This window comes from Halosimplex pelagicum, from assembly GCF_013415905.1.
Classification (GTDB): Archaea; Halobacteriota; Halobacteria; order Halobacteriales; family Haloarculaceae; genus Halosimplex; species Halosimplex pelagicum.
Genome location: NZ_CP058909.1, coordinates 40,648 through 62,061 on the forward strand (window position 1 = coordinate 40,648; position 21,414 = coordinate 62,061).

Sequence of the window (21,414 nt, forward strand, 5' to 3'; positions counted from 1 at the left end):
GGACCGAGCGGCCGGTTCAGTCGTCGGAGAACATCGACGCGAGGCCGCCGTCGTCGCCGCCCGCCTCCGCGGCCGCGTCGTCGCCGCCGTCGTCGTCCGCGGTTCGCTCGCCGCCGTCCGCGTCCGGGGCGGGCCGGTCGCCCGGTTCGCGCTCGGGTTCGTACTCGGCGAGCCGGTGCAGGCCGGCGGGCGTCCCGAGGACGTAGACGGTGTCGCCGACGGCCAGCGTCTCGTTGTCGGCCGGGAAGGGGATCGGCTCGCCGTCGCGGACGACGGTGAGCACGGAGACGGGGAGCCAGTCGACGAACTCCCCCTGGAGGGGGTCGCCCTCGTCGACGGTGACCGCGGTGACGGTCTCGTCGGCCTCCCAGACGGTCGCGACGAGTTCGTTCACGTCCTCGGCGGTGTCCGGTCGCGTGACCAGCCGGTAGGAGTCCCCGGGGTCGAACGCGTCGGCGTCGTCGGCGCCGACCGCGACCGTCGCCACGTCGCCGACGCTGGCCCGGAACTTGCCCGTCGCGACGAGGTCGCCGCCCTCGTCGCCGCCGGTCCAGACCTCCACCGGGTCGCCCGTGCTGGCGTCCGGCGCGGGATCACCCTCCACGGCGACGGCGACGGTCCCCGGCGGCAGCGACGGCCCGATCCCCGACGGTCGGCGCCCGACCGCCAGCGACGAGACCGAGAGATCCGACTCGATCGCGGCGTGGACGTGACCCACGTCGAAGTCGCGTTCCAGTCGCGCCGCCAGCCGCGACTCTAGCTTCGACTCGGAGAGCCGCCGCGGGAACCGCATCCGGCGGCCGGCCAGCGCGCGCTTGGTCTCCCCGTCGACCGCGGGGTAGCCGTCGATGTCGTCGACGGTCTCCGGGAGTTCGAGTTCGACGACCAGCCCGGCCGACTGGACGAGCCGCGCCACCTGCCCGCCGGCGTCGACGCGGGTCACGTCGAACACGTTCGCGGCGAGGTGGTCGCCGATGCGCCGACCCGCGTCGGCGCCGACGGCGCCGACGGCGAACACGCCGAGCAGGTACGACGCGGTGGCGTAGTGGAGCTTCGCCGTGTCGCCGATGATCGACGCCCGCGCGACGGCGTCGATGTTCAGCGACATCGTGACGAAGGAGAGGCCGACGACGACGCCGACGCCGACCGGGAGCGGCCGCGTGCTGTAGCCGCGATAGAGGAAGGAGACGCCCATCGCGACCACGCTCGCGTACAGCGCGAACCCGAGGATCCGCAACAGCGCCGTCGTCGTCCACTCGGAGGCCAACTGCAGCGGGACGGCGACGCTCACGGCTCCACCTCCGTCCCCGTCGTCCACTCGCCGTCGGCCCCGGCGGGCGCCTCGGTCCCGTTCCCGGAGAGCGCCCGGATGCGCTCGCTCCCGTCGGCGCCGACGACGAACGCCTCGTCGGCGTCCTCGACGGCCACCTCGTCGGGGTCGAACCGCCAGCCGCGGCCGTCCTCGCCGGCCCGCCGGACGCCGACGACCGTCAGGTCGGGTTCGTCGGCCAGCGCCTCCCGGTCCGAGTCGTCCAGCCGGACCCGCCGGACGGCCTGGCCCGCGCGTTCGAGCTGCGAGAACGCCTCGAAGACGTGGCTCGTCCCCTGGGAGGTGACGCGGACGGCGGCCTCGTCCTCGCCGAGGACCGTCCGCGCGTCGCTCGTGCGTACCGCGACGGTCACGCGGCCGCGGCCGCCGGCCGTCTCCGAGCGCGCCCGCTTGCGCGTCGTCGCCTCGCCCGCCCCCTCGACCGTCGCCGTCGCGTCCGACGCGTCGGTGTCGGCGTCGGCGCCCTCGCGGTCGGTCTCGGTGCGCACGCTGAGGACGTGACCGTCGACGGCGGCGTCGCCCGCGTCGACGACGACCTCGTCGCCCGGCGACAGCCCCGTGGGCAACAGCGCCGAGAACGACACCGCGCGCCAGCCGTCGGGGACCCGCTCGGCCAGGTCCCGGGCGGGCGGCGCGGCGGCGACCGACGCCCGGCCGCGCGCGTCGATCGACACCGCCGCGTCGGCCAGGTCGTGGTCGCTCCGGAGCCGGTCCTCCAGGCGCGCCTCCAGCTCCGCGAGCGGCAGGTCCGCCGGCAGCCGCCAGGCGCCCGTCTCCAGGGTCGTCCGCAGCGCCGGCGACAGCGACGGATACCCCTCGATGTCGCGGATCTCGCCGCTGGCGCGGACCGTCACCTGCCCCGACCCGTCGACGTCCTCGATCGCCGCGGCCGAGAGCGTCCGCCGAGCGCGCGTCGCCTGCGAGAGGTCCCGCGGCAGTTCGGCGGCGAGGGCACTCCCCTGGCTGTTGGCGTACAGCGCGAGCAGCAGCGCGACGAGCGCGGCGATCAGCAGCCGCGGCACCTGTTCGACCGTCGTCCCGACGAGGCCGACGGCGTAACCGTTCGCACCGGCCAGCGGCAGGGCGACCAGCACGGCCGCCGCCCCCGGCACGGTGTACCCACCGTAGTACTCGACCAGGAACCCCCCCAGCCCCACCGCGAACGCCGGGACCAGCCCGACGAGCAGACCGAAGGAGATCCCCAGCAGCACTTCAACTGGTAGCGAAGCCATCCGTATCTGTCATGTTTCGTGTGTCCGTCGTGTTCGTTCGCGTGCGATCTCAGGGCCGTCGCACCGCCAGCACCGCCAGCGCCGCGACGGCGAGCAGGACTGCGACCGGGCCGAAGCCCGGGCCGACGGCGAAGGCTCCACCGGACGACGTGGGAGTCGGCGAGGGGGTCGGCACGGGGGTCGGCGTCGGCGTGGGCGGCGCGGTCGTCGGCGTCGGCACCTGCCACCGGTCGAGCGGGTCCACGTCCGGTCGCTGCCACTGGTGGACCGGGTACTCCTCGCTGGGCATCCAGACGTTCGCCGCGTCGAAGCCGCCGAGGTTCGACAGGGCGTCCTCGCCCGTGAGTTCGCCCGTCGACAGCGCCGTCCCGATGTCGGCGCCGTCGCCGGTCGAGTCGTTCACGCCGGCGACGCCCTCGTCCCAGTAGGTCTGGCTGACGATGCTGTTGCCGTTCGTCCCGGCGATGCCGCCGACGGTCACGTTGCCGTCGATCTCGCTCGCCGCGTAGGAGGTCCGGATCGTCCCGGAGTTGGTCCCGACGAGGCCGCCGGCCATCCGGTCGACCGACACCGTCGCCGTCGCGTAGGAGGCGGTCACCGCGTTGCTGTTGGCACCGACGAGCCCGCCGGCGACCTCCGTCGCGCGCACTTCGCCACCGGCGTACGAGCCGCGGATCGGGCCGCCGTTGGTCCCGACGAGGCCGCCGACGATCTCCGAGCCGGCGACCGTCGCCTCGGCGTACGCGGCGACGATCTGGCCGTCGTTCGCACCGACGAGTCCGCCGACGTTCGCGCCCGTCCCCCGCAGGTTTCCGGTCGCCGAGGATCCGGTGATCGAACCCGTGCTGATGCCGGCCAGCGCACCGATGTGCTCGTTCCCGTTGACCGTCACGTCCCGCAGCGAGACGTTCTGCACCGTGCCCGCGGTGATGCCGAACAGCCCGACGTTGGTCGCCTGCGGTCGGATGATCGTCAGCCCCGATATCGCGTGGCCGTTCCCGTCGAGCGACCCGTGGAACGCTCCGTCTTCGCCGCCGACGGGATCGAACCCGTTGCCGGCGTTCCACGTCTCGGTCACGCTCGCGTCGATGTCGGCACCCAGCGCGTAGTGAGCGCCCAGGTCGTCGCTCATCGCCTGCAACTCCTCGACGCTCGTGATCACGTACGGGTCCTGGGGCGTCCCGCTACCCGCCATCTCCGAGAGCGGCGAGGACGTGGTCTCTTGCTGTTCGTTCGCGACCGCGAGCCCGCTCACCGGACCGACCACCGATAGAGCCACCAGCGCGACGAGCGTGAGGGTCCGCACCGCGCGTGTCCGATTCATCTGTTGCCACCGAACCCAGTTCGTGTCATCTGTGTCTGTGTCATCGAATCGTCGCGGTGCCGCTACTGTCGTCGATACCGCGTCGCCGCGAGTCCGGCGAGCAGCGCGACCAGTGCGGCGCCGACGCCGAAGCCGGAACCGTCGCCGCTGGTCGCCATGCCGTCGCCGTCGTTCGAGCCGCCGTCGTTCGCACCACTGTCACCGTCACCTGCCGAGTCGCCGTCACCGCCGTCGTCGCTCGACTCGGCGGTCGCGGTCGCAGTCTCGATGTCGACGGCCGTGCTGCCCGTCCACTCGGCGTCGCCGGCGGTCACGCTGTGGCCGATCGACTCGCTGTCGTCGGGCGCAGTCGCCTCGAAGGTGACCGTCGTGCCGTCGGCGGGGACCTCGACGGTCTGCGTGCCGACCGAGCTGCCGCCGACGCTGTAGGCCACGTCCGACGAGAGCGGCAGGCCGCCGGAGTTGGCCAGCGTCACCGTCACCTCGTAGGACGCGCCGGCCTCGACCGAGTCGGGGACGGAACCGCTCTCGATGGAGACGCTCCCCATCTCGGCGACGGTGAGCGTTCCGGCGCTCGCACCGCCGACGGCGAGGTCGTACTCGCCGACCGACTCGCCGGTGTAGTTGAACCGCACCGTGGCGCCGTCGGCCGGAACGACGACCTCTTTGGTCGCGACCGTCCGGCCGCCGGCGGTCAACTCGACCGTGTGGCCCGCCGCGGCGTCGCCGGCGTTCTCGACGGTCGCTTCGATGGTCGTGCTGTTGCCGACCGCCAGCGGGCTCTCCGAGATCGCCGCCGAGGCGACGCTCGTCTCGGGTTCTTCGACGACGGTGAGGTTCCCGAGACTCGTGCCGTTGACCGCGACGGGGTAGGTGCCCGTCGCGGGCGCGGAGTAGTTCAGCCGGACCGTCGTCGTCGAGTGACCGGGCACGGTGACGGTGCGCGTCTCCTCGACGCTCCCGTCGATCGACAGCACCACGTCGAAGGTGCCGTCGGCGCCGCCGTCGTTGGTCAGCGTCACGTCGACCGGTGCGGCCGTCTCGGAGCCCACGCGGTCGTAGCGCAGCGAGCGACTCTCGACGGAGATGTCCGGCGGCGTGACGACGGAGACGGCGTCGCTACCGGAGCGGCCGGCGACCGTGGCGGTCACGTCGGCCATCCCGGTTCCGGACGTGTCGAAGACGCCCCGATCGACCGAGAGGAACGACTGGTTGACGCTGTAGTCGGCCGTCTCGGTCGCGGTGACGGTTCGACCGCCGGCGAGCGAGACGCGGACGGTCGCGGTCGCGGTTCGGTCGGTGATCACTTGATCGGGGGCTCGCAGGGCGACCGACTCGACCTCCGTACGGAGGACGGGATAGTCGTCGGTGGTCGCCCAGACGAGACCGAACTCGAGTCCGGAGAGGCCCGACGTGGCAGCCGCTCCCCGCATCTCGTCCGTGGTCACTCCCGTCCCCGCGGCGTCCGCCACGCCGACGCCGCTGTCGACGCCGGTCGTCTCCTCGTCCCAGTAGAGGTTCGCGGTGCTCCCCTCGTTGACGCCCAGCAGGCCGCCGAACTCCTTCTCGGCGGTCACCGCCCCGGTCGCGTACGCGTTCGATACCTCACTTTCGTCGTTGTACCCGACGAGGCCGCCGATACCCGCAGTTCCGGTGACAGCGCCATGGGCGTAGATACGGGTGACCGTGCTCCCACCAGCGGCGGTCCCGACCGCTCCGCCGGCGGTGATGTCGGTGACCGTCACGTCTCCCGTCGCGGAAGACGACCGGAGGGTCCCGCCGGAAAGCGTCCCCACGAGTCCGCCGGCCGAACGCGTCGAGCTGACGGCCGCCGACGAGTGCGCACCGACGATCGCGGAATCCGCGACGTTGCCGGCGACGCCACCGACCGTGCTCTTCCGCGCGCTGACGCTACCACCGACGCTGACATCTTCGAGCGTGGCCGAATCCAGTGCGGCCCCGGTCACGCCACCGACACCGTTCTGCCCCTCGATAGAGACCCCTTCGAGGGAGAGGTGTTCGACCGTCCCGCCGTAGACCAGCGCGAACAACCCGACGGCGGTCGTCGTCTCGCGACTGATCGTCAGTCCCGTTACCGTGTGGTTCCGACCGTTCAGCGTTCCCGTGAACCCGTCGTCCTCGTCGTTGCTTCCGATCGGGTCGAATCCGTCCCCGCTGTTCCAGTCGGCGGTCGCGCTCGCGTCGATGTCGTCGGCGAGCACGTAGTGCGCGTCCATGTCCTCGTGTATCGCCTGCAGTTCCGTCGCGTTCGTGATCCGGTAGGGGTCTTCCTGCGTGCCGCTACCGGCCATCTCTTGGAGGACCGAGGCGTCGGCGCGCGACGTGTCGGTCGCGCTCACCGGCCCGAGAACCCCGACGCACATGGAGGCGACGACGAGACAGGCGAGCAGGGTCGCCAACGCTCTCTCCGTTCGTTCGAGTGGATCTGTCGACTGATCGCGGTGCATTCGTTCTGTTTAGATGCGCTTTGATGAGCAGTTGATTCGCTGTACAGGAGCGGAGAGACCATCCGATTCCGAGCCGATCCGTCGACCTCGAACGTCTCCCGTTCGGCCGGCTTTCCGCTCGGGCGACCGAACGTCGATACGTCAGCGGAAAGCCGACAGCGTCGTCACCTGGTCACGACCAGTTCCCGGTTCGGCTCCTCGTCCTTGTAGTTCCCGTCCCCCTGGAGGACGATGTCGAACGTGATCGTGCCTTTGTCCTGGTCCGAACGGAAGTTGACGACCGGCTTCCCCGAGGACGCACTGCAACCGGTGGACGAAGCGGCACAGATCGCGGCGCTCGTCTCCATCTTCCCGTCGTCGGCGCTCGGTCCCGGGCTCGAACCGCCGTCCGGGTACATCTGCACCGGGCCGTTGTCGACCGTCAGGGTGCCCGATTCGATCAGCACTTGCGCGTTCCGAACCGGGTCGCCTTCCTCGGTCACCACATCCAGCGTGACCGCACTACCGCCGGTGGTCGCGATCGAATCCGACGTGATCTCGACGTCCACTTCCTTCTTGGTCTCGAACCCCAGTCCGCCGATCATCTGCATCATGATGGCGAGACTCGCCACACCCACCACGAGGGCGATGACGAGCCTGATGGGTAATCCTTCGATGGCCCGTTCGTCCTGCGACAGCGTCGTTGTGCGCCGCATGTCGGTCTTGGTCCCGTCCTGGTATTTAAACCTTGTAGCGAAGATACAAGTGCGCCGGCGTGACAATCCACTGGCGTGACTGGTCCATCGACGGCCGAGGCGGAGTTCGTCATCGGGCGTGGGAAGGTGGTGCAGGCCGACGACGACGCCCCGGCGGGGCACCTGGGCACCTACCGGGCGCGGGACGGCTCCAGCGGCGCGCCGCTGCACGTCGACCTCGACGGCCCGCACGCGACGCTGATCGTCGGCAAGCGCGGCTACGGGAAGTCCTACACGCTGGGCGTCCTCGCCGAGGCGCTCGCGCGGGCCGACGGCGTCGCGCCGGTGATCGCCGACCCGATGGGCGTGTTCCCGACGCTGGGCGAGCCCGCCGAGGGCGAGCCCGTCCCCGCCGAGGTGATCGACGACCCGCAGATCACGGCGACGACGCTTGACCCCCGTTCGTGGTGCGCGCTGCTGGACCTCTCCCCCGAGAGCGGGGCTGGCGGGCTGGTCTGGCAGGCCGCCCAGGACGAGTCGACGCTTTCGGACATGCGCGCGGCGATCGAGGGGAGCGACGCCCCCGGCGTCGACAGGCGCGCGGCGGTCAACCACCTCGACCTGGCCGACTCGTGGGGGATCTTCGACCCCGAGGGGATGGACGCCCGGGAGCTGGGCAGCGGCGCGGTGACGGTCGTCGACGTGTCGGGACTGGACTCGGCGCCGATGAACGCGGTCGTCCGCGGTATCGGCGAGGCGCTGTACCGCGCCCGGGTGAACGAGGCGATCCCGCGGCTCCCGTGGCTCATGATCGACGAGGCCCACACCTTCTTCCAGGGCGTCGGCGAGGCCGCGCTGGAGACGATCCTCACGCGCGGGCGCGCCCCCGGCGTCAGCCTCGTGCTCGCGACCCAGCGACCCAGCGCCGTCTCGGAGGTTGCGGTCTCCCAGTCCGACATCGTGGTCTCCCACCGGCTCACGTCCGAGGCAGACCTCGACGCGCTGGAGGCCGCCCAGCCGACGTACATGCAGACCTCGCTGGCCGAGCGGCTCCCCACGAGCCCCGGCGAGGTGATCGTGATCGACGACGCGACCGAGACGGTCCACTCGGCGAACGTCCGCCGCCGCGAGACGCCACACGGCGGGGACAGCCCCAACGCCAGCGACGTGGAGATCGACGAGGACCGGCCCGCCGACGCCGACCGGCCCGACGACGACTAACTCGGACCCGCCGACGAGAGCCACCGAAGCCGTCGAGAGCGGCGTTGTGGTTTAAATACGATGAGGCGGGCAAGGGGAGTATGACCGACATCGAGCGCCTGGACGAGCGGCTGACGGCGGTCGAGCGGGCGGTCGTCGACGGCGACTACGAGCTGGACGAACTCGCCGATCTGGCGACCCTCGCGGACGATTTCGAGCGGCTCGAATCCCGTATCGACGAGATCGAGCAGCGGCTCGCCGACGTGGAGGCGCGCTCGGAGTCCGTCGAGGGGTTCGTCGGGCGGGTCCGCTCGGTCAACGAGGACGTGGAGCAACAGGCCGACGCCGCCATCGCGGCCGTCGACCGGCTCGAACGCCGCGTCGGCGACCTCGAAGCGGTCACCGAGGGAGCGGCCCGGGGCGGCGAGGGCGGTCGGTCCCGCGGCGCGACCGCGGGCGAGGGCGGGCGCGGCCGCGCGGCCCCCGACGACCCCGAACGGTCCGTCGACCGGGTGGTGAGCGGTCGCGACCGGGCCGGCGGTGGAGCGGGCGGCGGTCGCGGCGGCCGGAACGCTCGCGGCGCGAGCGCGGGTGCAGGTGGCGGCGCGGGTGCCGACGCCGCGAGGGGTAACGCGGGCGCCGGTGCGAGCGGAGCGGCCGCGAACGGGCGCGCGGGCGACGACGGCGGCGGCGGTGCCGACCTCGACCTGGGGTCGAGCGACGACGCCGACGATGGGACGCTCGCCGACGAGTTCGACCGGAGCGACGACGACGAGGACGACCTCCTGACGAGGATCCGCTCGAAGCTCCCGTGATCCGCGTCGTCCTGGCGGTGATCCTGACCGTCGTCCTGGTCGGTATCGCGATGCCGGCGATCGACCACGCCGCCGGCGTCAACAGCGACCGGCGAGTCGGGAGCGTCGCCGAGCAGTTCGAACGGACGGCCGTCGAACTGACCGAGAGCGAGGACCTGCCGCCGAGGGGCGTGCGCGGCCCCCAGCGCGTCCTCGACGTCACCTTCCCGACGCCGTCGCTGACGGCGACGGCCGTGCTGAAGTTCCGGATCGAGCGACAGGGGTCGACGAACCACAGCGTCCTCACCTACCGCGTCGGCGGGCGGCCGGAGCGGACCAGACAGATCGACGCGCCGGTCGTCAACGCCGACGACGGGACGCTGAAACTCGGGCGGGTCACCGGCGACCGGAGCTACGTCCTTCGTCTGGGTCGAGGCCCCGCGGACGACCCCATCGTCCGGGTCCACCGCGGCGGCGGGTGAGCGGTCGCCGCCCCGCGGACGGCGTCGCCGGCGGACCGTGCGCTCGCGCGCGCCACCCGCGGTCGGCCGGCGTGTAGAAGTTTAAGACCGAACACGCGGCCACTCCCGGCATGGCAACGGGACGGTCGGAGCTGTCGCTGGCGTCGGTCCTCGACGCGGTGGGCCTGGACGGGCTCGTCGAGGACGACGACGAGGACGACGACGCCCCGTGTACGTGCGATCTGACCATCGACGAGGGGGTGTTGCTGGTCGACGCGTCGGGGTGTGACAACGGCGGCGACCTGCGGCGGTCGCCCCACTGCCGGGCGAGCGTCGTCCGGGAGCTCGCCGACCACACGGTCGACGGGCTGGTCGTCCGGGCCAGCGGGCTGGAGTACCGCTACGGCGACCGGGCGCTGGACCTGCTCGGCACCGCCGGGCGGTTCGTCGACCTGCTGGGCGACCGCGACGAGCGCCTCGCCCGCGCGGCCGCGACGGACCCGCTCTCGGTCGTCGACGAGGTCGACGAGCGCGTCGGACCGGTCGCCGACATCGCGACCCAGTCCGGGCTGGTCGGGGCGGCCGCCGGGGTGGAGACGTACGACGACGCGCTCTCGCCGACGGTCGGGCTCACGGTCGGTCACTACTTCGTCGACCGGGCCGTCGACGACGGCGCGCGCCTGCGGGACGTGACCGAGCTCCCGACGGGGTCGACCGCGCGGGTCTACGGCCGCGACGACTCCGTCCCGCTGTACTCGCTGGACGTGGTGGACGTGTCGCTGTCGGTCGCCCAGCGCGAGCTCCTGCTGGAGGGGTACGAGGCCATCGCGAAGGGACTGGTCGAGGGCGACCGCCGCGCCTCGCGGGCGATCGAGTACGTCAGCGACGGCGAGGTCGACCCGATCCTGACGGCGATCCTCGGCAAACACACCCAGGGCTACGGCGTGCTGGAGGACCTGTTCGCGGACCCGCGGGTGACGGACGTGTACGCCACCTCGCCGGTCGAGGCCAACCCGATCCGCGTCGAGGTCGACGGGCAGGCGATGTCGACGAACGTCCACCTCACCGCCGACGGCGGAGGCGCGCTGGCCTCGCGCATTCGGCGGACGAGCGGGCGGGCGTTCTCGCGGGCGGCGCCGACCGTCGACGCGACCGCCGACCTGGAGAACGGGACGGGGCTGCGGGTGGCCGGCGTCACCGACCCGGTCGCCGAAGGCGTGGCCTTCGCCTTCCGCGAGCAGGCCGAGGACACGTTCACGCTCCCGGAACTCGTCCGCAACGGGACGATGCCCGCCGAAGCGGCGGGCTTTCTCTCGGTCGCCATCGAGCGCAACGCCGCGGCGCTCATCGCCGGGACCCGCGGGGCCGGCAAGACCACGCTGCTGGGCACGCTGCTGTACGAGGTCACGCCCGACACCCGGACGGTCGTCATCGAAGACACCCCGGAGCTGCCCGTCGACCAGCTCCAGCGGTGTGACCGGGACGTGCAGCCGCTCCGGACGGGCACCGGCGGCGGGCCGGAGATCTCCGCCGCCGACGCGCTGCGGACGGCGCTGCGGCTCGGCGACGGGGCGCTCGTGGTCGGGGAGATCCGCGGCGAGGAGGCCCGCGTGCTCTACGAGGCGATGCGCGTCGGTGCCAGCGCCAACGCGGTGCTGGGGACCATCCACGGCGACGGCGCCGACGAGGTGTTCGAGCGGGTCGTCTCGGACCTGGGCGTCCCGCCGTCGTCGTTCGGCGCGACCGACCTGGTCGTGACGGTCCAGGCCTACCGCACGCCGACGGGCCGCAAACGCCGCCTCTCGACCATCGAGGAGGTGATCGTCGGCGACGACGAGATCCGCTTCGCGCCGCTGTACGAGATCGAGGGCGACATCGCCCGGTCGACCGACCGGATCGACCGCGGGGAGAGCCGCTTTCTCGACCGGCTGACCGGGCCCGCCGAGTCCTACGCCGACGTGCGGGAGGCGGTCATCGAGCGAGGGGAACGGCTGGAGCGTATCGCCGGGGACGGACGGACCTCGCCGACGGAGGTGGCCGCGGCCTACGCCGGCCGCGGCGTCGAGTGAGATGGGCTGGAAGGTCGGGGCCGTCCGCGGGCTCGCGCGGATCTACCCCTACGAGGTCGACGCGAGCGACGAGCTCGTCGAGGCGGTCGCGTTCGTCGAGTCGCCGGTCACGCCGGAGACGGTCGTCCGCGCGGGCTTTGGCGCCGGCGTCGTCGCGGCGCTGCTGGTCGCCCTCGTCCTCCTCGCCGTCGGGAAGCTCCCCTATCTCGTCCTCTCGCTCCCGGTCGGCGTGGCGGTGATCCACGGCGTCCACACGGCGCCGACCGTGCTGGCGGGGTTCCGCCGGACGGAGGCGCTGGGCGACACGCCGAACCTGATCGGCCGCGCGGTCCTGCGGATGCAGATCCAGCCGGCGACCGAGACGGCCGTCGAGTTCGCCGCCCGGACGGGCCACGGCCCGCTCGCCGCGAGCCTGGAGAGCCACATCGACCGCTCGATCGGCTCGCCCCAGACCGGACTGCTCTCGTTCGCGGAGGACTGGGCCGAGGAGTTCCCGGCGCTACAGCGGGCGGCGCACCTGCTCGCGACCGCGGAGAACGCGCCGCCCGACGAGCGCCAGCGGACGCTCGAACGGTCGCTGCGGGCGGTCCTCGACGGCACCCGCGAGGAGATGGCCCAGTTCACCAGCGAGATCCGCGGTCCGACGACGGGGCTGTACGCCTTCGGCGTGATGCTCCCGCTCGCGCTGGTGGCGCTGGTGCCGGCGATCGGCCTCGCCGGCGGGGCCGACGGCGGGTTCTCCCCCCCCATCGAGTTCTTCGTCCTGGTCTACGACGTGGCGCTACCGGCGGGACTGGTCGCCGCGAGCGTCTGGCTGCTCCAGCGGCGGCCCGTCGCCTTCCCGCCGCCCCAGGTAACGACCGCTCACCCCGACGTGGACGATCAGCGGCTGGTCGGGATCGGCGGCGGCCTCGCGGTCGGGCTCGCGGCCGCGGGCGTGACGGCGCTGCTCGGGTTCGGCTTCCTCGCCCCGATCGCCGGGGTCGGGCTCGGGCTGGGGACCGCGCTCCTCGCGATATTCGGCCCGATCAAGGCCGTTCGCGACCACGTCCGGGACATCGAGGAGCACCTCACCGACGCGCTGTATCTCGTCGGGCGGCAGGTCTCGGAGGGCCAGGCCGTCGAGTCCGCCATCGCACACGCCGGCGAGCGCGTCCCCGGGGAGACGGGCGAGGTCTTCGAGCGGGCCGCCGGGCTCCAGCAGCGACTCCACGTCACCGTCGACGATGCCTTCTTCGGCGAGTACGGCTCGCTGGCGGACGTGCCGAGCCCGCGGGCCCACGGCATGGCGTCGCTGCTGTCGATCGCCGCCCGCGAGGGGCGACCGGCGGGCAGCGCCGTCGTCGCCATGGCCGACCACCTCGAGGAGCTCCAGGAGGTCGAGGCCGAGGCCAAGCGGGAGCTGTCGTCGGTCACCGGGACGCTCGACTCGACGGCGGCGTACTTCGGGCCGCTGGTCGCCGGCGCGACGGTCGCGCTCGCGAAGCGGATCTCCGACAGCGAGGGCACGCGGGCCGCCAGCGACCAGATCGGGCAGGCGCTGTCGGCCGACCAGCTCAGCCTCGTCGTCGGCGTCTACGTCCTCCTGATGTCGGTGATCCTCACGACGCTCTCGATCGGGCTGCGCAACGGACTCGACCGCTCGCTCGTGGGGTATCACGTCGGCCGCTCGCTCGTCTCGGCGACGCCGATCTACGTGCTGGCGGTCATGGGAACCGTCACCGTGATCCAGATGTGACCGCGGTCGGCGAGTTCGGTGGTTTCGCACCGCGGCCCTCGCTCGTCCCGGACTCGCGACGACGTTTAAGTACGATGACGGAACCAAGCCCGGCATGGAGCTGGAGTCGCCGGCAGACGCGTGGTACGTGTGGTTCGGCGTCGCGCTGGTGAGCCTGGCCTTCGTCGGGGTGGTCGCGTCGTTCCCCTCGGAGCCGCCGCCCGACACGGCCGAGGCGGCCGACGCCATCGACCGCGTGACCGCCAGCGGCTACAACGCCACCGCCGAGTACGAGCACGACGCCGACCGGTGGTACGTCGCCAACAAGACCATCGTCATGAAAAACGACGGCGGGACGACGCGGGCGTCCCTCTCGTACGCGCGGGTCGTCCCGGTGTGGGCGGATCGGTCGCCGCCCGACGGGCCGGACGGGGATCTACGAGCGGTCCTCCGCGGCACGTCGGCCAGCGGCGAGTACGACGACCCGGCCGAGTTCAGAGCGGACGTGCGGAAGGCGTCCGAGTTCGCCGAGAACAGCATCGACGACCCGTCGGTCCCGAAGTGGCGCATCGCGGACGGGCGGCTGGTGGTCAGACACGTCAAATGGGGTGACTACCGTGCGACGCTGGTCACGGCGTGACTCGGGTCAGACCGAGCCGCTGGGGGCGCTGATCGCCGTCGCCGCGATGGCGATCGCGCTCAGCCTCTACGCCGGGTACGCCACCGACGTGCTGCCGGGCAGTCAGGACCGCGACGTGGCCGAGTCGGCCATCGACGACGTGTGGAACAAGCTTCAGGACTCGGGCGTCTATCCGGCGAACAAGGAGCTGGAGACGCTGTACAGCCCCACGTCGTCGCCCGGCCCCGGTCCGTCCGGGCTCCCGGAGGGGTACTACGTCTACATCAACGTCACGCGGACCGAGGTCGGGGACTCGGAGAGACAGGCGCTGTTCGTCTACGACAACCCCGATCCGTCGGTCCCTCGCGAGGAGAACGTTCGGCACATCGTCTACGGGCCCCAGGGCGACCACGACCACGAGGACGTTCGCAGCGAAGTCAGGGACTCCGGGCTGGGCGTTCCCGACAGCGCGAGCACGGCGAGCCGCCCGATCCCGATCCAGCGCGGCGCCGGCGACGTGGTCGCCGGCCGGCTGCACGTCGCGGCCTGGGAGCAGTGACTGGCGCGGCGTTCGCTCGGGCGGCTGCGTCCGACGAGTGTCCGGCCGGCGAGGGATGTCTGACGTAAAATACAAACCGACAGCGGCCGGGAGAGAGTGTATGGGACTTATGAGCAAGATCCTCGGCGAGTCCGGGGGTAGCCGGCAGAAAGAGGACTACGTCGAGATCGAGAGCGACGGCGTCGACGCGGGGGCGACGGCGGCCTCCCGTCAGGTCCGGATCGCGAAGATCGGCGACAAACAGGACGTCATCGACATCAAGGACGCCGTCTACGACGGCGACGTGGTGATCGCCGACATCACGCGCCACACGACGCAGGACCGGACGATGGAGCACATCACCGACGAGCTCAAGCAGGTCGCAAACGAGGTCGGCGGCGACATCGCCCAGAAGGGCGACGACCAGCTCATCATCACGCCACACGGCGTCGCCATCAACCGCGACCCGCTGGGTCAGTAACTCGCCGCTCGGGGAGTCGTCGACCGCCCGGGGAACCGCGCCGTGTCGGCCACCCCGTTCGCGACCGACGGGTCACTGGGGACGGTCCACCGGCCGACGGGGATTTCTCTCTCGGCGCTGTCAGGTGCCGGAAAGCATTTACCGGAACCGCCGGACTCCGATTGTGACCGCCTCCCGCGAGGTGGTTCGGACAGGAACTGTGGGGTGGCCCTACCCATGACCACAGTTCCGGCGGCTCAGGCCGGGATACTTGGTATTCGCCTCCGGGCGGGCGATGTGTGACAGTACGTCACAGACGTATTTAGGTTTGCCGCGCGCGCTCGCAACGGCGAGAACGGATTCGTCCGGACCGGTGTCCCCGTTTTCGGCGAGGCGGTCGAACTATCGGCGGTCGACGGTTCGAGCCACGCGTCGTGCCGCCGCGATAACGGCCCGTATCAGACTTCGTCGGCTTCGTCGGGGCTGTCCTCGACGGAGCGTTTCATCGAGTCGCGCCGGCTCTTGGCGTCGCGGCCGGTGGCTTCGAGCAGGAAGTCGTTTTTCGCGTCGACGGCGTCGGCCGCCGCGTCGGCCTCGCCCGCCGCGATGACCTCCTCGGCGGGACGCTCCTCGAAGTCGACCGCGAGCTTGTCTTTCTTGCCGCTGTACTCGACCGTCCCGGCCGTGATGCGCTCGAACACCGGATTGTCGGGGTCCTCGACCACGTGCAGGTCACTCCCCTTGAATTCCTCGGTGGTCGAGATGGTTCCGAAGTAGTCCTCGATCGTCGCCTCCATGTCTTCGATACGCTCTTCGAGGTGTTCTCCCCGGCGCATCTTGTACTCCCGCATGGGCGACCCTTTGCGAGCACCGTTCTTACCTTTTTCGAGCGCGCCGAGCCGGCGCCCCGCCGGCCTCGCCCGACGCCGGACCGCGCCGCCGCTCGGGGTCTGGTCGTCGGGACAAACGCTGCGGTCGTCGCTGAAGCGTCGCGACCGGCGGCCCGGTCACTCCTCGGCGACGGTGTCGGCGTGTTCGAGGAGCGTCCCGCGTCGACACTCCGGACAGAAGTCGCCGGCGCGCAGCGAGGTGGCGTCGGCCTCCGTCGAGAAGTCGCACTCCGAGCACTTGAACGTCCCCTCGGGGATGGTGATCGACGGCGTCTCCTCGCCGTCGAGCGACGGCCCGGCGGCACCGGGGTCCGTCGGCTGGTCGCGCTTGGTCTCCTCGGGCCAGTCGCCCATCGACTCGCCGCCGGTCGAGGGGCCCTCCTCCTCGGGCCAGGCACCGACGGCGCCGTCGTCGCCCGCCGTCTCGCCGCCCGCTTCGTCGCTCCCGTCGCTCGCGGTGTCCCGCGACCCCGTCGCGGGCGCGTCGACGGGGTCGGGACCGGTCGCCGCGTCGTCCGGGGGCGACCCGTCGGCGTCGGTTTCGGTGTCGGCGCCGCCTTCGTCGCCGCCGAGGATCTCGACCTCGGCGGTCTCGCCGGCGCGCTCGGCCGGGTCGGACGGCTCGTCCGGCCACTCGCCGGGGTCGCGGTCGTCGTCCCCCTCGGCGTCCGACGGCGGTTCGTCGGCGGTCGCGTCGCCGTCCTCGCCGGCGTCCCCCTCGTCACCGGCGGGCTGCTCGGCCTCGGGTTCCTCCTCGTCGGGCCACTCGCCGGGGTCGCGGTCGTCGCCCTCGTCGTCGCCGATGATGACCGCGTCGTCCTCGTCGGCGTCGACATCGGCCTCGGTGGCCGCGCCGTCCTCGGCGTCGGGGATGGTCGTCTCGGTCCCGCGGGCCTCGGCCTGGGCCGACGACTCGTCGGTGGCGTCGTCGTCGAGGATGACCGCGTCCGTGGCGTCGCCGGCGCCGACCTCGTCGCCGCTCGCGGCCGACTCCCCCGCGTCGGCCGTCTCCTCCGCGTCGACCGATCCCCCTGCGTCGGTCACGTCGGCGGTGTCGTCGGCCGCCTCGCCGGGCGTGGCCTCGAACTCGTCGGCGCCGCCCTCGGGCGTCTCGAGGGTCGTCACTTCCTTGTTCTCCGAGACCACGCGGCTCTCGCCGCAGCGGGAACAGGTCTCCATCTCCGTGATGGTGATGACGACTTCCGTCCCCTCCTCTTCGCGCTCCCGCTCGACGGTCGTCTCGCCGAAACTGTGTCCCAGGAGCGAACACTTGATACTCATTACCACGTGTTCGACCCCTCCGAACCATAAGCGTGCTGTTTGTCCGAACGCCGAGCAGTCGTGCGGTCCGACACCCGCCGAGCGGGGGCGTCGCGGGGGATACACGTAAGACCCGGCCAGCCGAAGGGAGTGGTATGCAGGCGAAACCGGAGTACCGCGACCGCGACGACGCCGAGGTCGCGATCCTGGACGCGCTGGCCGACCGGCGCGAGGAGGGGATGACCGTCTTCGAGCTCCGGTCGCGGGTCGACGTCGACATCGATACCCTGGAGACCGCGCTCGCCGACCTGAAGGAAGACGGGCTCATCGAGGCCCACCAGGAGGACCACCGGACGGTCATCTACCCCGAGGACGGCGTCGTCGGCCCGGTCGACCCCGACGACGACTCCGTCATCGGCCAGATCCGCGAGAAGCTCCCGTTCTGAGCGGCCGTCTCAGTCGTCGGCCGGCGCGGCCGCGCAGTTGTTCGGCCCGAGTTCGAGTTCGAACGCGGCGTCGTCGTCCGCCGACTCCCGTCCGAGGTTGACGGCGATTATCTCGGCGTGATTGGCCGGCCGCGGCGGCGTCCGCTCGGTGATCCGCTCGACGAACTCGGCCTCGCTCAGGTCGAACACCGGCAACTCGCGGCAGTCGCCCAGCCGCGCGGCGACGGCCCCGTCGTCGCCGGGGGCGGCGTCACCGCCGTGGTGTCCCGGCGCGACGAGCGTCCCGTCTGGGAACCGGGCGAAGCGCTCGGTGAGCGTCCGATAGAGCTCGCGGGCGAACGCGGGCGCCTCGTCGGCGCCCTCCTCCAGATCCGGGCGAGCGACGCCGTCGGTGAACAGGCTGTCGCCGGTCAGCAGCGCGTCGCCGACGGCGAAGGCCGTCATCCCGGTGGTGTGCCCCGGCGCGTGGACGGCCGTCAGCGACAGGTCGCCGACCGCGACGGTCTCGCCATCCTCGACCGTCTCCACGTCGTAGGTCACGCCGCGCTCGGCGGCCGCCGCGGGCAGCACCGGGGTCGCCCCGGTTGCCTCGGTCAGCGCCCGCAACCCGCTGACGTGGTCGGCGTGGACGTGCGTGTCGACGACGGTCGTTATCTCCGCGCCCCGGTCCGCTGCATCGGCGACGTATCGGTCGGTGAACGCCCGCAGCGGGTCGACGACCGCCGCCTCGCCGTCCGCGACGAGCGCGTATCCCAGACAGCCGCTGGAGGGCCGGCGGTACTGGACGAGCGTCGCCTCGGGCGCGTCGGGGAGCGCCCCCTCGACCTCGGTGGCGAGCAGTAATCTCGCCCACGCTTCCATCCCGCCGGCGAGGTTCCGGGCGTCGAAACCGGCGTCGGCCAGCGCCCGCGCGACCTCGCCGCTGGCCTCGCCGCGAGCGCAGACGACGGTGATCGGCCCCTCGCCGTCCACGTCGGCGACGAACCCGTCCAGATCCCCGGTCACCCTAGCCTGGAGGAACCGGTTGTACGGCTTCTGCGTGAGGGCGACGCCCGGGCCGGAGAGACGCCACCGCTCGACCTCGTCGCGGTCGCGGACGTCGAGCACGCGGACGGACTCACCGGCGTCGATCCGGGCCTGGAGGGCCGACGCGTCGACCTCGCCCGTGTCGTCGGTCATGCCGTCGGGTAGGGGCGCCGGCGAGATAAGCCCGCGGCCGGCCGCCGTCGGCGCGGGCGCAGCTGACCGGCCGCGAGGACCCGCGCGGTCGTATCGCTTAACCGTCGGCGCCGCGAGCGACCGGTATGCACCTCTCGGCATCGACGTGGCCCGAGGCCGACGCCGTCGAGACGGACCTGGCCGTGCTCCCGGTCGGCAGCACCGAACAGCACGGCCCCCACGCCCCGCTGGGGACGGACGCGCTGACCGCCGAGGCCGTCGCCGACGCCGGCGTCGAGGCCTACGACGGCGAGGTCGTCGTCGCCCCGACGATTCCCGTCGGCGTCGCCGAGGAACACCGCCAGTTCGCGGGGACGCTCTGGGTGAGCGAGGACACCTTCCGCGACTACGTCCGCGAGACCGTCGGGAGCCTCGCTCACCACGGCTGGGACCGGGTCGTCGTCGTCAACGGTCACGGCGGCAACGTCGCCCCCCTCCGAGAAGTCTGCGGCCGGATCACCCGCCACGACGACGCCTACGCCGTCGCCTTCACCTGGTTCGACGCCGTCGACCTCGACCGCGACTGGACGGGCGACCCCGACGCGCCACCGGTGGACCTCGACGCGATCCGGATGGGCCACGGCGGCCCCGTCGAGACCGCTCTCGTGCGCGCGGCGAATCCCGACCTGATCCGCGAGGACCGCCTCGACGACGCCGCCGCGGGCGCCGCCGACAGCTGGGGGGAGTGGGTGAGCGGAACCAATCTCGCCTACGACTCGGCGGAGTTCTCGGAGAACGGCACGGTGGGCGACCCCCGGGACGGGAGCGAGGCGCTCGGCGAGTGGCTGCGCGAGCGCGCGGCGGAGAAACTGGCGACGCTACTGGACGAACTCGCGACGCGGGACGTGTCGCGACCGGATCGGCGCTGAAGGGGAGACCCCTCCGTCGGACTCGCCGCTCAGGCCTCGGCTTCCTCGGCGTCCGCGTCGGCCTCGGCGTCGGCTTCTTCCTCGTCGGTCTCCTCGGTTTCGTCGTCGGCCTCGAACTCCTCCAGCGCGCTGCGGAGCTGCGGGACGGTGCTGGCCAGATCGCTGACCTCCTCGTGGGCCTCGGTCACGTCGTCGAGCAGGTCCTCGACGGCCTCGATCTCCTCGGCGAGGTCGTCGGCGTCCTCGAAGGCGTCGGCGCGCTCGCCCATCGTGTACCACTTCTTGGCGTCGACGAGGTGGTCCTCGGCGTCCTCGACGTCGAGCGCCGACCGGAGCGCGTTGAGCACGCCCAGCGTGTTGTCGGCGTCGACGTCCCAGACCGCGTCGGCCTCGGGGAGCGCCCCGCGGGCCTCGTCGAGGCTCGCCTCGACGTCCGCGCGCATCTCGCTGGCCGCGTCCTCGAACAGGTCGTCGTCGAAGGTCGCTTGACTCATGTCTCCCCCTTCGGCCCCGTCCGGTTTAAAAACACGCCTGGAACCGAAAGTGAAAAGCGCGGGTACAGCGGACGAACGACGCCAGCACGCCGACCCGACCGATCAGTTACGGTCCGGCGGTATCGATCCCGGCGAAGCGGGGGGCGTCACCACCGATCGTCGTCCCCGTCGCGGTCCTCGCGGTCGACATTCCAGTCGCCTCCGCCGCTCTCGCGGTCGTTCGGGCCCGAGTCGTCGCCGTCGCCCGGTCGGTCGGGACCGTCGTCGCTCTCCGCCGCGACGCCCGAGGTTCCGTCGCGGTCGTCACCCTCGTCGCCGCCGTCGGTGCGGACGGCCGCGCGGGCGTCGGGGACCACGTCGAAGTCGGGGTTCACGTCGCCGAGGACGAACAGGGCGTAGTAGCGCAGGAACGTCTGGAACGGGACCTGGATCAACAGCGCGCCGACGAACACGAGCAGGGCGTAGAGCAACGCGAGAACGAGTATCAGCGCCCCGACCGCGGTGTTCCCGCCCGCCATCGCGAGGGCGAATCCGATGGGGGCTCCGACGATCAGGAACGGGACGGCGAGGGCGATCAGCAACAGCACGAGCAGGAACCCCACGGCCATGGAGACGCCGATCCCGAGGAGAAAGGAGAGGAAGAGGTAGGCGACGAACTCCAGCGGCTCGTCGGTCAGCGTCCCCCAGAAGCGCCGCCAGGCCGAGAGGACGCCCCGGTCCTCCGCGAGCATCACCGGCACGACGAAGACGTTCGTGAAGCCCAGCAGCGTCCCGAGGAACAGGGCACCGACGCCCAGCACCGGGATCGCGAGGAATACGACGGCCAGGATCGTCCCGTCGTTCCAGACGGTCGGCGGCCACCCGCCCATCGACGCCCCGACCCCCAGCAGTATCGCCGCGGCGATCGTGATCGCTACGACCCAGACCGCCAGCCGGAAGGCGAACAGTCGGAGGCCGCGCCGCCAGTACCGCCCGACCGACCGCCGCAGCCGGACCTCCTCGTCGCGCAGCGCGGCGACGAAGGCGAACTCCATCGTCGCGCCGACAACCGAGTACAGCAGGAAGGCGGCGAGCCCGACGGCGGCGATCCCCAGTATCAGCGCCACCAACTCGGGCGTCAGCTCGGGCGCGATGTCCGGTCCGGCGGGGCCGCCGGGCGTCGGTTCGGTGGGGTCGGTGTCGCCACCGAAGCTCGTGGTCGGCGCGCCGGGGAAGGTGAGACCGGCGCCGCCGACGAAGAACATCACCACCGCGAGCCGGAACCACCGCACGCGGTCGACCGGGGTGAGGAACCGCTTGGTCGCCTTGATGGCGTCCTCGATATCGTTCAGGGCGGCGAGGGACATACCGA

General features: G+C 72.0%; 20 protein-coding genes. 10 read left to right on the forward strand and 10 right to left on the reverse strand.

Translation table 11 applies throughout. The features are described 5' to 3' along the window. Nucleotides 1–16 precede the first annotated feature (16 nt). The 5 genes from HZS54_RS00255 to HZS54_RS00275 all read right to left on the reverse strand — a co-directional run bounded on the left by HZS54_RS00255 (nt 17) and on the right by HZS54_RS00275 (nt 7,049). Complete coding sequence (locus HZS54_RS00255) at nt 17–1,291, reverse strand: cation:proton antiporter regulatory subunit (RefSeq protein ID WP_179919983.1); 1,275 nt, start codon at nt 1,289–1,291, stop codon at nt 17–19. Next, a complete protein-coding gene (locus tag HZS54_RS00260) occupies nt 1,288–2,562 on the reverse strand; it encodes a DUF8167 domain-containing protein (protein WP_218927108.1) in 1,275 nt (424 codons plus the stop codon). Before HZS54_RS00260 ends, HZS54_RS00255 begins: the two co-directional genes overlap by 4 nt. Before the next feature lie 49 nt (nt 2,563–2,611). Further along, nucleotides 2,612–3,886: a M26 family metallopeptidase gene (locus HZS54_RS00265; RefSeq protein ID WP_179919984.1), complete on the reverse strand. Its 1,275-nt coding sequence runs from the start codon at nt 3,884–3,886 to the stop codon at nt 2,612–2,614. Nucleotides 3,887–3,948: 62 nt separating this feature from the next. Further along, complete coding sequence (locus HZS54_RS00270; RefSeq protein ID WP_179919985.1) at nt 3,949–6,306, reverse strand: CARDB domain-containing protein; 2,358 nt, start codon at nt 6,304–6,306, stop codon at nt 3,949–3,951. A gap of 212 nt (nt 6,307–6,518) precedes the next feature. Continuing rightward, nucleotides 6,519–7,049 (reverse strand): hypothetical protein, encoded by a 531-nt coding sequence (locus HZS54_RS00275; RefSeq protein ID WP_179919986.1) that lies wholly within the window; start codon nt 7,047–7,049, stop codon nt 6,519–6,521. Between the two features lie 75 nt (nt 7,050–7,124). Between HZS54_RS00275 and HZS54_RS00280 the strand changes: the two genes are divergently transcribed. The 8 genes from HZS54_RS00280 to HZS54_RS00315 all read left to right on the forward strand — a co-directional run bounded on the left by HZS54_RS00280 (nt 7,125) and on the right by HZS54_RS00315 (nt 14,907). After that, a complete protein-coding gene (locus HZS54_RS00280; RefSeq protein ID WP_425484367.1) occupies nt 7,125–8,249 on the forward strand; it encodes an ATP-binding protein in 1,125 nt (374 codons plus the stop codon). Nucleotides 8,250–8,329: 80 nt separating this feature from the next. Continuing rightward, nucleotides 8,330–9,043, forward strand: coding sequence for a DUF7310 family coiled-coil domain-containing protein (locus HZS54_RS00285; protein WP_179919987.1), 714 nt, complete (start codon nt 8,330–8,332; stop codon nt 9,041–9,043). Further along, the gene (locus tag HZS54_RS00290; protein ID WP_179919988.1) at nt 9,040–9,504 is read left to right on the forward strand and encodes a DUF7311 family protein; all 465 of its coding nucleotides are present in this window, start codon (nt 9,040–9,042) and stop codon (nt 9,502–9,504) included. Before HZS54_RS00285 ends, HZS54_RS00290 begins: the two co-directional genes overlap by 4 nt. A 110-nt stretch (nt 9,505–9,614) precedes the next feature. Further along, the gene (locus tag HZS54_RS00295) at nt 9,615–11,552 is read left to right on the forward strand and encodes a type II/IV secretion system ATPase subunit (protein WP_179919989.1); all 1,938 of its coding nucleotides are present in this window, start codon (nt 9,615–9,617) and stop codon (nt 11,550–11,552) included. A gap of 1 nt (nt 11,553) precedes the next feature. After that, nucleotides 11,554–13,290: a type II secretion system F family protein gene (locus HZS54_RS00300; RefSeq protein ID WP_179919990.1), complete on the forward strand. Its 1,737-nt coding sequence runs from the start codon at nt 11,554–11,556 to the stop codon at nt 13,288–13,290. Nucleotides 13,291–13,384: 94 nt separating this feature from the next. Further along, complete coding sequence (locus HZS54_RS00305) at nt 13,385–13,909, forward strand: DUF7283 family protein (protein ID WP_179919991.1); 525 nt, start codon at nt 13,385–13,387, stop codon at nt 13,907–13,909. Then, entirely contained in the window at nt 13,887–14,447 is a 561-nt protein-coding gene (locus tag HZS54_RS00310) for a DUF7285 family protein (protein WP_179919992.1), read from the forward strand. The genes HZS54_RS00305 and HZS54_RS00310 overlap by 23 nt, the downstream gene beginning before the upstream one ends. Nucleotides 14,448–14,547: 100 nt before the next feature. Beyond that, complete coding sequence (locus HZS54_RS00315) at nt 14,548–14,907, forward strand: cell division protein SepF (protein WP_179909775.1); 360 nt, start codon at nt 14,548–14,550, stop codon at nt 14,905–14,907. Between the two features lie 437 nt (nt 14,908–15,344). Here the strand turns inward: HZS54_RS00315 and HZS54_RS00320 are convergent, their stop codons facing one another. Continuing rightward, the gene (locus HZS54_RS00320; protein ID WP_179919993.1) at nt 15,345–15,737 is read right to left on the reverse strand and encodes a DUF5611 family protein; all 393 of its coding nucleotides are present in this window, start codon (nt 15,735–15,737) and stop codon (nt 15,345–15,347) included. 156 nt (nt 15,738–15,893) lie between these two features. Continuing rightward, a complete protein-coding gene (locus HZS54_RS26120; RefSeq protein WP_179919994.1) occupies nt 15,894–17,057 on the reverse strand; it encodes a DUF7093 family protein in 1,164 nt (387 codons plus the stop codon). Between the two features lie 134 nt (nt 17,058–17,191). Here HZS54_RS26120 and HZS54_RS00330 point away from each other — a divergent pair, with 134 nt between their 5' ends. After that, a complete protein-coding gene (locus HZS54_RS00330; RefSeq protein ID WP_179919995.1) occupies nt 17,192–17,482 on the forward strand; it encodes a DUF6432 family protein in 291 nt (96 codons plus the stop codon). Nucleotides 17,483–17,491: 9 nt separating this feature from the next. Here the strand turns inward: HZS54_RS00330 and HZS54_RS00335 are convergent, their stop codons facing one another. Next, a complete protein-coding gene (locus tag HZS54_RS00335) occupies nt 17,492–18,661 on the reverse strand; it encodes an MBL fold metallo-hydrolase (protein ID WP_179919996.1) in 1,170 nt (389 codons plus the stop codon). 125 nt (nt 18,662–18,786) lie between these two features. On the opposite strand from HZS54_RS00335, the gene HZS54_RS00340 reads away from it, so the two are divergent. Next, nucleotides 18,787–19,569, forward strand: a complete 783-nt coding sequence (locus HZS54_RS00340; protein ID WP_179919997.1) for a creatininase family protein — start codon at nt 18,787–18,789, stop codon at nt 19,567–19,569. A 29-nt stretch (nt 19,570–19,598) separates the two neighbouring features. On the opposite strand, the gene HZS54_RS00345 is transcribed toward HZS54_RS00340, so the two are convergent. Together HZS54_RS00345 and HZS54_RS00350 are read right to left on the reverse strand one after the other, a co-directional pair. Beyond that, complete coding sequence (locus HZS54_RS00345; protein ID WP_179919998.1) at nt 19,599–20,063, reverse strand: DUF5790 family protein; 465 nt, start codon at nt 20,061–20,063, stop codon at nt 19,599–19,601. 146 nt (nt 20,064–20,209) lie between these two features. Beyond that, nucleotides 20,210–21,409, reverse strand: a complete 1,200-nt coding sequence (locus HZS54_RS00350) for a DUF7544 domain-containing protein (RefSeq protein ID WP_179919999.1) — start codon at nt 21,407–21,409, stop codon at nt 20,210–20,212. Between the last annotated feature and the right edge of the window lie 5 nt (nt 21,410–21,414).

Bases quoted from the DNA above. Each gene is read 5' to 3' on its own strand.
- HZS54_RS00260 (WP_218927108.1), bottom strand. From the start codon at position 2,562: ATGGCTTCGCTACCAGTTGAAGTGCTGCTGGGGATCTCCTTCGGTCTG.
- HZS54_RS00265 (WP_179919984.1), bottom strand. From the start codon at position 3,886: ATGAATCGGACACGCGCGGTGCGGACCCTCACGCTCGTCGCGCTGGTG.
- HZS54_RS00275 (WP_179919986.1), bottom strand. From the start codon at position 7,049: ATGCGGCGCACAACGACGCTGTCGCAGGACGAACGGGCCATCGAAGGA.
- HZS54_RS00285 (WP_179919987.1), top strand. From the start codon at position 8,330: ATGACCGACATCGAGCGCCTGGACGAGCGGCTGACGGCGGTCGAGCGG.
- HZS54_RS00295 (WP_179919989.1), top strand. From the start codon at position 9,615: ATGGCAACGGGACGGTCGGAGCTGTCGCTGGCGTCGGTCCTCGACGCG.
- HZS54_RS00300 (WP_179919990.1), top strand. From the start codon at position 11,554: ATGGGCTGGAAGGTCGGGGCCGTCCGCGGGCTCGCGCGGATCTACCCC.
- HZS54_RS00305 (WP_179919991.1), top strand. From the start codon at position 13,385: ATGGAGCTGGAGTCGCCGGCAGACGCGTGGTACGTGTGGTTCGGCGTC.
- HZS54_RS00315 (WP_179909775.1), top strand. From the start codon at position 14,548: ATGGGACTTATGAGCAAGATCCTCGGCGAGTCCGGGGGTAGCCGGCAG.
- HZS54_RS00320 (WP_179919993.1), bottom strand. From the start codon at position 15,737: ATGCGGGAGTACAAGATGCGCCGGGGAGAACACCTCGAAGAGCGTATC.
- HZS54_RS26120 (WP_179919994.1), bottom strand. From the start codon at position 17,057: ATGAGTATCAAGTGTTCGCTCCTGGGACACAGTTTCGGCGAGACGACC.
- HZS54_RS00330 (WP_179919995.1), top strand. From the start codon at position 17,192: ATGCAGGCGAAACCGGAGTACCGCGACCGCGACGACGCCGAGGTCGCG.
- HZS54_RS00335 (WP_179919996.1), bottom strand. From the start codon at position 18,661: ATGACCGACGACACGGGCGAGGTCGACGCGTCGGCCCTCCAGGCCCGG.
- HZS54_RS00340 (WP_179919997.1), top strand. From the start codon at position 18,787: ATGCACCTCTCGGCATCGACGTGGCCCGAGGCCGACGCCGTCGAGACG.
- HZS54_RS00345 (WP_179919998.1), bottom strand. From the start codon at position 20,063: ATGAGTCAAGCGACCTTCGACGACGACCTGTTCGAGGACGCGGCCAGC.
- HZS54_RS00350 (WP_179919999.1), bottom strand. From the start codon at position 21,409: ATGTCCCTCGCCGCCCTGAACGATATCGAGGACGCCATCAAGGCGACC.